This is a genomic window from Terrabacter terrae (assembly GCF_039529575.1).
In the GTDB taxonomy this organism is placed as follows: domain Bacteria; phylum Actinomycetota; class Actinomycetes; order Actinomycetales; family Dermatophilaceae; genus Terrabacter; species Terrabacter terrae.
On sequence record NZ_BAAANB010000001.1, the window covers coordinates 187,802 to 191,980 of the forward strand.

General features: G+C 70.5%; 3 protein-coding genes. All 3 read left to right on the plus strand.

The genetic code is table 11. The annotated features are described in order from the left end of the window. Positions 1-170: 170 nt before the first annotated feature. The 3 genes from ABD194_RS00920 (at position 171) to ABD194_RS00930 (ending at position 3,926) form a co-directional block, all read left to right on the plus strand. The gene (locus tag ABD194_RS00920) at positions 171-1,652 is read left to right on the plus strand and encodes a sugar ABC transporter ATP-binding protein (protein WP_343988142.1); all 1,482 of its coding nucleotides are present in this window, start codon (positions 171-173) and stop codon (positions 1,650-1,652) included. Beyond that, on the plus strand, positions 1,649-2,731 hold the full coding sequence (locus ABD194_RS00925; protein ID WP_343986106.1) for an ABC transporter permease: 1,083 nt from the start codon (positions 1,649-1,651) through the stop codon (positions 2,729-2,731). The genes ABD194_RS00920 and ABD194_RS00925 overlap by 4 nt, the downstream gene beginning before the upstream one ends. 133 nt (positions 2,732-2,864) lie before the next feature. After that, positions 2,865-3,926, plus strand: coding sequence for a substrate-binding domain-containing protein (locus ABD194_RS00930; RefSeq protein ID WP_343986109.1), 1,062 nt, complete (start codon positions 2,865-2,867; stop codon positions 3,924-3,926). Positions 3,927-4,179: the final 253 nt, after the last annotated feature.

Consider the following 4,179-nt stretch of genomic DNA (forward strand, 5'->3'; position numbering starts at 1 on the left):
TTGGTTCTGCACGCACCTTTCCAGTCAAGCACAAGCGGCTTTCACATGCCATGGCCGAGACTTGTGTGCCTGACTCAGAAAACTTTTGCTTGACGTGCCGACAAAAGTGGTCCACGGTGTGACGCATGGAGTCTCGACGACGAGATGGAGTGGGCACCCCTCTCCTGCGAATGACCAACGTGGTCAAGCGGTTTCCGGGGGTGGTGGCGCTCGGAGGCGTCGACCTCGAGGTGCAGCCCGGTGAGGTGCACTGCCTGCTCGGCCAGAACGGTGCCGGCAAGAGCACGCTCATCAAGGTGCTCGCGGGCGTCCACGAGCCCGACGAGGGCACCATCGAGTGGGACGGCGAGACCGTGACGCTGCACCACCCGCAGGCCGCCATGGACCTCGGCGTCGCGACGATGTACCAGGAGCTCGACCTCGTCGAGGGCCTCACCGTCGCCGAGAACATCTACCTCGGGCACGAGCCCGCCCGCTTCGGGTTCTCCCAGCGCACGACGGCCCGCCGCGGCGCCGCCGAGCTGCTCGCCCGTCTCGGCCACCGCGAGATCTCGCCGTCCACCGAGGTGGGGACGCTGTCGGCCGCCTCCTGCCAGATCGTCAGCATGGCTCGCGCCCTCTCCCGCGACGCGCGGCTCATCATCATGGACGAGCCGTCGGCGGTCCTAGACGCCGGCGAGGTCGAGCAGCTCTTCGCCGTGATCCGCGAGGTCACCGCCCAGGGCGTCGCCGTCGTCTACATCTCCCACCGCCTCGAGGAGATCCGCGCGATCGGCGACCGGGTGACCGTCCTCAAGGACGGCCGCACCGTCGCCACCGGCCTCGACGCCGAGCAGACCGGCACGCAGGAGCTCATCCGGCTCATGACCGGCAGATCCATCGAGTACGTCTTCCCCGACCGCCCACAGGTCGCCGCGGCCGAGCCGGCCCTGCGCGTCGAGGGGCTCTCCCGCGAAGGCGAGTTCGCCGACGTGACCTTCGACGTCCGCCCCGGAGAGGTCGTCGGTCTCGCCGGCCTCGTCGGCTCGGGGCGCTCCGAGATCGTCGAGACGATCTTCGGGGCCCGTCGCGCCACGAGCGGGCGGGTCCTCGTCGACGGCAAGCCGGTGAGGGCCGGTTCGGTAGCGGCCGCCGTCGCCGCCGGGATCGGCCTGTGCCCCGAGGAGCGCAAGGGCCAGGCGCTCGTCCTCGGCGCCTCCCTCGCCTCCAACATCACCCTCGCCACGCTCGCCCGGTTCTCCCGCGCCGGCGTGCTCGACGGCGATGCCGAGGTCGCCGCCTCCGAAGAGCTCATGGACTCCCTCGACGTCCGCCCGCGCGGTGTCCATCGGGAGTCCCGGACGCTGTCGGGCGGGAACCAGCAGAAGGTCGTCCTCGCGCGCTGGCTTCTCCGCGGCTGCCGCGTCCTGCTCCTCGACGAGCCGACCCGTGGCGTCGACGTCGGCGCGCGCTCCGAGATCTACGCCCTCGTGCGCCGGCTCACCGACCAGGGCGTGGCCGTCGTCGTCGTCTCCAGCGAGATCCCCGAGGTGCTGGGGCTCTCCAACCGGGTGCTGGTCCTCGCCGACCGCACCGTCCGTCACGAGGGGCCGGCCGAGGAGCTCGACGAGCACGCCGTCCTCGACATCATCCTGAAGGGAGACGCGGCATGAGCGCCGACGTCACGAAGGCCGACCAGACCCCGCCCGCCGCGGGGTCCGGGACGGCGCCGGAGGAGCCGAAGGGCGGCCCCGCCGTCGGCGGCGCGGCGGCTCGGAACGCCGGCGCGATCACCGGCTTGCTGTCCGGCCCTGCCGGGCGCAGCGCCGGCCTCGTCCTCGCGCTGGTGCTGCTCGTCGTCGTCGGCATCCTGACCGGCGGCGACCGGTTCGCCAGCCCCGAGAACGCCCTGACGATCCTGCGCCTCGGGTCGGTCATCGGCGTCGTCAGCGTGGGCATGACCTTCGTCATCTCCGGCGGCGGCATTGACCTGTCGGTCGGCGCGATCGTGGCCCTGTCGTCGGTGTGGGCCACGACGGTCGCCACCCAGACGATGGCCGCCAACAGCCACTGGATCGTCATGGTCTTCGCTGCCGTCGCGGTCGGCGCCGGCTGCGGCCTCGTGAACGGCGTCCTCGTCGCCTACGGGCGGATCGCGCCCTTCATCGTCACCCTGGCGATGCTCGCCGCCGCCCGGGGCCTCGCCGAGATCATCGCCAAGCGGCGCACCCAGATCGTCCGAGAGCGCGGCTTCATCGAGTTCTTCGGCGGCAGCGTCCTCGGCGTGCCGGTCCTCGTCATCATGTTCGCCCTCGTCGCCGTCATCGGCTGGGTCCTGCTCAACCGCACGACCTTCGGGCGCCGGACCCTGGCGATCGGCGGCAACCCCGAGGCCGCGCGCCTCGCCGGCATCCGGGTGCAGCGCCACACGATGTACCTGTACGCGCTGCTCGGTGTCGCGTGCGGCATCGCGGCCGTCATGCTCATGGCGCGCACGACCACCGGCACCTCGACCCACGGCCAGCTGTACGAGCTCGACGCCATCGCGGCCGTCGTCATCGGCGGCACGCTCCTCAGCGGTGGCCGCGGGACGGTCGTCGGCACCGTGCTCGGCGTCCTCATCTTCACGACGCTCACCAACGTCTTCACCCTCAACAACCTCGACACGTCCACCCAGGCGGTGGCCAAGGGAGCGATCATCGTCGCCGCCGTCCTGCTCCAGCAACGGGTCTCGCGCACGCGGTCGACCTAGCGCGATCCACCTCACCGCTGCCCGGCCTTGCCGGCCGGACGGATCACAGCACCGCGGGGACCCACATCACCAACCCGGACCACCGGGTCGCACGGCAACTCACCTCATCAACATCGCTCACATAGGAGTCAGCGTGTCCGCATCACTCTCCCGTTCCACCAAGCGCGTCGCCGTCCTGGCCGTCACCCTCAGCACGGCACTGGTGGCCGCGGGGTGCACGAGCAACGACCCGGCCACGACTCCCGCGGCCTCGACCCAGACATCAGCCGGCAACGCCGCGAGCGACAACGACGCCCCCGGCAAGAAGGTCGTCATCGGCTTCTCCGGTCCCGCCGCCGACCACGGCTGGCTCGGCGCCATCAACAGCGCCGCGCAGGCCGAGGCGAAGAAGCACGCCGACGTCGAGCTCAAGGTCGCCGAGGGCACCAACGACGCCAGCCTTCAGATCAGCCAGATCGAGACGTTCATCAACGACAAGGTCGACGCCATCGTGCTGCTCCCGACCGACGGGGCCGCCCTCACCGAGGTCGCGACCAAGGCCATGAACGCCGGTATCCCGGTCATCAACGTCGACCGCGAGTTCTCCAGCCCGTTCGCCGCCCGCGCGACGATCCTCGGGGACAACTACGGGATGGGCGTCTCGGCCGGCACCTACGCGTGCAAGCTCGTCAAGGACAAGAACCTGTCCAACCCGGTCATCGCCGAGATCGCCGGCATCGACTCGCTGCCCCTGACGCAGGACCGCAGCAAGGGCTTCGCCGACGCCCTCAAGGCGTGCGGACAGACGGTCGACAACCGCGTCGCCGCGGAGTTCACCGTGGAGTCCGGCGAGAAGCAGATGTCCAACCTGCTGCAGGCTGCGCCCAAGATCGACATCCTCTGGAACCACGACGACGACCAGGGTGTCGGCGTGATGGCCGCCCTCGACCAGGCCAACCGTCACGAGATGGCGTTCATCGGTGGCGCCGGCTCGGCCAACGCCATGCGCTGGATCAAGGACGGCAAGATGGTGGCGACCGTCATCTACCCGCCCACCCAGGCCGCCGACGGCATCAAGCTTGCGCGTCTCATCGCGCAGGGCAAGGGCATCAGCGACCTCGTCCAGGTCGAGGTCCCGCGACGGATCGTCCTCAACGCGCCGGTCGTGACCAAGGACAACGTCGACCAGTACCTGCCCCTGGGCTTCGAGTCCTGACGGGTCTGCGCCCGCGCCGCCGCACGCCCGGCGGCGCGGGCGCGAGACCTGCACGACGCATACGACGCGTACGCCCCGAACGCCAGGCAGCACACCCCCCACGTCGGATCTGAGGACGTCATGAGCACACCCAGCAAGCCCACCCTCGGGGTGGGGATGATCGGCTACGCCTTCATGGGCCGCGCCCACTCCCAGGCCTGGCGCAACGTGCGCTCGTACTTCGACGTGCCGGTCGAGCCGCGGCTGGTCGCGG

What these genes read in the sequence shown, in the direction of transcription:
- ABD194_RS00925 (WP_343986106.1), top strand. Translation starts at nt 1,649, where the DNA reads ATGAGCGCCGACGTCACGAAGGCCGACCAGACCCCGCCCGCCGCGGGG.
- ABD194_RS00920 (WP_343988142.1), top strand. Translation starts at nt 171, where the DNA reads ATGACCAACGTGGTCAAGCGGTTTCCGGGGGTGGTGGCGCTCGGAGGC.